Below are 3,270 nucleotides of genomic sequence, written 5' to 3' on the forward strand. Positions count from 1 at the left end.
GGCTGGGACTCTTTGATCTTGAGAAAAGCATCCATACCACTCATGACGGGCATCTTGACGTCCATCAGGACGGTGTCCGGACTTATAGCTTTAGCCTTCTCGACTGCTTCCTGGCCGTTCTTGGCGACATTGACGCGATAGCCCTCGTCCTCAAGTGATTCGCGAAGCAGTTCGCGTATGTTTTCCTCGTCATCCACGACCAGAATGAGCTTGCTCAGGGTTTTCATAGGCAATTGCACATTTTATCGGTTTCGAAGTCCGAGTCAAACGCCAGGATTGATGATTCGCTGCATGTTGACAGTGAAAGTCGTGCCTGCTCCCTCTGTACTCTCATAGGTGATAACCCCATTGTGGAAGGATGCGATCTTCTGGGAAATGGGAAGGCCAAGACCCGTACCGTGTTCTTTGGTTGTGAAGAACGGGGTGAACATCTTGGGCCTGTCCTCGTTCCTGATACCGACACCGACATCACGTACTTCGACGATGACCCGATCCGCCTCAGTCTTTGCAGTGACGGTGACAGTTCCGCCTTCCTTGTCCTGCATCGATTGTATGGCGTTCTGCAGCAGGTTCATGAACATCTGCTCGGTTTGGCGCGCATCCCAGGTGACCATGACCTGCGGCACCTGGAGGTCGAGCGTCGCGTGGCCATCCTTGAACTGCTGTGCCATGAGCTCGCCGAGCGAAACAAAGAACACATGGAGATCGAATTCGATCGGCTGGACCGGCGACGGGCGCCCGAAGGTGAGGAGGTCCTTGACCAGCGCTTCCAGGCGGTCGGCTTCGCTGCGGATGGGGATGATGTACTTGGCTTCGGGACGCCCTTGCAGTTTCTTCTCCAGAAGGCTTGCATATCCCTTGATGCTTGTGAGCGGATTGCGTACCTCGTGGGCGATACCGGTCGTAAAGATGCCGAGCGTCTTAAGGGCCTCGGTCTGCTTCGCCTCTTCGATATTCCGCTTGAGTGAGTGTGCCAGGTCGGCGACAGCGCGCGAGATCTCTCCCAGCTCCCCTCCACCGCGTGGCACGCGCGTGTCCAGGTTGGTCTTGAGTCGGACGACGCTGCGGCGCAGGGACAGCAGCCGTATCAGGAAGAAGGTCAGCAGGACGATGGTTGCTGCGCCGCTCAGCCCGATGGAGACAGTCGAAGTCTTGAAGGCCTCGAAGCGGACGCGTTGCAAGGGAGCGAGGACCTGAGGCATGTCCCTGTCGACGACCAGGTAGCCGAGTGTTTGTGTGCCTGCCTTCAAAGGAAGAGCGACGGTCAGCTTGGGTAATGGGTTGTGCGACGCGTCGGTCAGGTAGACGAGGCTTGGGGTGAAGAGGCTAACCTGATACCCGATGCTGACACTGGGGAAGTTGTCCTTAAACACGTTGATATAGTCATAATAGGATTTGGAGAGGAAGATGCTCATCAGTTCGTTCTGCTTGGTCTGGCTCAAACTGTCGAACTTGTAGCTGTTGAACAGTTCGCGGTACATGCGGTTCCAGCGCTCGACGGCCTGTGATCCTATGGCCTGGAGGGTCTCGCTCTCCTTGCTGACGAGTTCGTTCTGAAACTCAGCAATGAGACGGTTGCTCAGAATCGCCATCGAGACACCCACGATGAGCAGGGCAGTCACGATGATCTGGAAAGTCAGCGACTTGAAGACTCGACCCAATTGGCCCTCCCGGGATGAAACAAGGCTAGATGGATATTCTCTTCAGCAGTTCCACAAGCTCGGGTTTGAGAAGGTTGCGCCGGTTGACTGCTTCGAGCGTCTCCTGAAGGACAATATGTCCGTCGCGTGTTCCTGCGATGACAGCTGAGTGGCCTTCACTGAGAGCGACAACTGCCGCTTCGCCCGATGTGCTGGCCAGGATGCGGTCGAAGCGTGTGGGGCTCCCCCCTCGCTGGACATAGCCAAGGACGGTCGCCCTGCACTCCACGGGCAGGTTGGCATTGATGTAGTGCGACAGTTCCTCTGCATGCCCTGCGCCTTCTGCCATGACGATAATGTGGTGTTTCTTGTGTGCCATGACGTCGTCGTGCAGGCGGGTGATGAGTTTGGGGATGCTGAAGGGCAGTTCCGGAGTCAGAACGATGTCGGCGCCAGTCGCCAGAGCAGCTTCGAGTGCAATGGAGCCATTGTCTCTGCCCATGACCTCAACGACAAACACGCGGTCGTGAGATTCTGCTACATCGCGAATACGGTCGATAGCGTCAATGGCGATGTTGACGGCAGTATCAAACCCGATGGTGTAGTCGAAGCCATACAGGTCGTTGTCGATGGTCGAGGCGACCCCGACGACGGGAACACCCAACTGGCCGAGCAGGTAACCACCAGTCTGTGAGCCGTTGCCCCCGATGATGACCATGCCGTCCAGCTGGTTCTCCTGGACGACGAACGCTGCCTGCTTACGGCCTTCCTCAGTTCGGAACAGCTCACTGCGGGCACTCTTGAGCATCGTGCCTCCGAGTTCCAGGATGCCGGAGACGCTGCGTGCGTTGAGTTCTATCCAGGTGTTGGATACCAGTCCGTCGTAGCCGCGCTCGAACCCGATTGCCTCGACTCCCATAGACGCAGCCGTTCGTGCAATTGCGCGGATGGCAGCGTTCATACCGCTGGCATCGCCGCCGCTCGTCAGAAGTCCGATGCGTTTCATGGCTACTTGGAGAAGACCTTCAGGAGGTCGACCCACTCCTGAGACACCGTCTTGAGCTTGCCAACAGCTTCAGTAAGCGGAATTGCAATTATTTCGGTACCGCGGAGAGCAGCCATCTTGCCAAATTCGCCGTCATGGATCATCTCNNGATCCCAGGATGCGGTCGAACAGAGTAGGACTGCCTCCCCGCTGGATGTGCCCTATCGTGGCCGAACGCGTTGAGACTCCCGTCTTCTCCTCCAGGATCCTGGCCACTTCCGGCCCCACACCCCTGTTCTGCAGCAGCATGTGGCCGAAGTCGTCCAGACTCTCGCTGGTGGCCGGCGTGACTTGTACTCCCTCGCTCACGACGATGAAGGCGTACTTCTTGCGCTTGTAGGCGGTCATGACCTGCTGCACCATGGCATCCCAGTCGACGGGGACCTCGGGGATTAGTGTGTAATCGGCTCCTGAGCCAATGCCGGTGTAGAGTGCGACCCATCCGGCGTACCTGCCCATGACTTCCAGGACGATGATGCGCCGATGGGACAAAGCAGTGTCCTTCAACCTTCGCGAAGCGTCGAGAGCGACATTCACTGACGTGTCGAACCCGAATGTGGAGTCTGTTCCTGACAGGTCATTGTC

General features: G+C 57.4%; 5 protein-coding genes. All 5 read right to left on the bottom strand.

Annotated elements, in window-relative coordinates; genetic code table 11:
* Positions 1-227 (bottom strand): response regulator (locus SMC5_RS07245; RefSeq protein WP_133299184.1); only part of this gene is annotated, 227 nt, incomplete at its 3' end.
* Between the two features lie 36 nt (positions 228-263).
* Positions 264-1,661, bottom strand: a complete 1,398-nt coding sequence (locus SMC5_RS07250) for a sensor histidine kinase (RefSeq protein ID WP_119088027.1) — start codon at positions 1,659-1,661, stop codon at positions 264-266.
* Positions 1,662-1,686: 25 nt separating this feature from the next.
* Positions 1,687-2,646 carry an ATP-dependent 6-phosphofructokinase gene (locus SMC5_RS07255; protein WP_119088028.1) on the bottom strand — a complete coding sequence of 320 codons (960 nt, stop codon included), beginning with the start codon at positions 2,644-2,646 and terminating at the stop codon, positions 1,687-1,689.
* 2 nt (positions 2,647-2,648) lie between these two features.
* Positions 2,649-2,789 carry a hypothetical protein gene (locus SMC5_RS10755; RefSeq protein ID WP_165849015.1) on the bottom strand — a complete coding sequence of 47 codons (141 nt, stop codon included), beginning with the start codon at positions 2,787-2,789 and terminating at the stop codon, positions 2,649-2,651.
* Entirely contained in the window at positions 2,779-3,261 is a 483-nt protein-coding gene (locus SMC5_RS07260) for a 6-phosphofructokinase (protein WP_455423453.1), read from the bottom strand. The genes SMC5_RS10755 and SMC5_RS07260 overlap by 11 nt, the downstream gene beginning before the upstream one ends.
* Positions 3,262-3,270: the final 9 nt, after the last annotated feature.

This window comes from Candidatus Cryosericum odellii (genome assembly GCF_003570935.1).
GTDB lineage: Bacteria > Caldisericota > Caldisericia > Cryosericales > Cryosericaceae > Cryosericum > Cryosericum odellii.